Source organism: Nostocoides jenkinsii Ben 74, assembly GCF_001046875.1.
GTDB lineage: Bacteria > Actinomycetota > Actinomycetes > Actinomycetales > Dermatophilaceae > Nostocoides_A > Nostocoides_A jenkinsii.
In genome coordinates this window covers 3,808,538-3,809,142 of the sequence record NZ_HF571038.1, presented here as the reverse complement: position 1 = coordinate 3,809,142, position 605 = coordinate 3,808,538, and the positions used below count along the sequence as shown (strand labels likewise).

Genomic DNA, 605 nt, shown 5'->3' with positions numbered 1-605 from the left:
TCGGTGATCCGGGAGATCGTGTCCTTACCGATCGAGGCGCCGTACACCGCCCCCGCAAGCGGGAGGTACCCCCAGGCGAAGTGCGCGCTGATCTCCCCGGTCGTCAGGCCCTTGGCGAACAACGAGATCGCGACCGCGTCCACATCCGACAGCCGCCGCTGGCGCTTCTTGACGATGACCGGCTCGAACGTTCCGGCCCGATCTCGCGGCACCTCGATCACCACCTCCCCGGCCGCGTCGGTCAGCACCGTCTTGGCTCGGGTGCCGTTGCGGATGTTCTCCGCCCCACCCTCGGGCGCGCGGTGCTTGACGTGACCGAGGTGGTCGGTCAGCTCTTCCTCCAGGGCGGCCTCGAGCACGGTCGCGGTGATCGACTTCAACAACCCCTCCGGGCCGGTGATGTCCTCACCCCGCTCCCTGGCGGCCTTGACCAGCTGCGCGATCGCCGCCTTCTCCGACGGTGTCGCGGTCGACGACGAGCGGCGTCTCTTGGCGTCCTTGGGCATCGAGCTCACGCTCGTGATTGTCTCGGTCATCAGTGACCAACCTTCCCGCCAACCCACGTTGGCGTGTCAGGTCAGAACCACCGTTCGGCGGACAGTCCC

The 605-nt window shown here is 67.8% G+C and carries 1 protein-coding gene; it reads right to left on the bottom strand.

Translation table 11 applies throughout. The features are described 5' to 3' along the window. A partial coding sequence (locus BN13_RS18160; protein ID WP_235434173.1) for a transposase occupies positions 1–506 on the bottom strand: 506 nt, incomplete at its 3' end. Between the last annotated feature and the right edge of the window lie 99 nt (positions 507–605).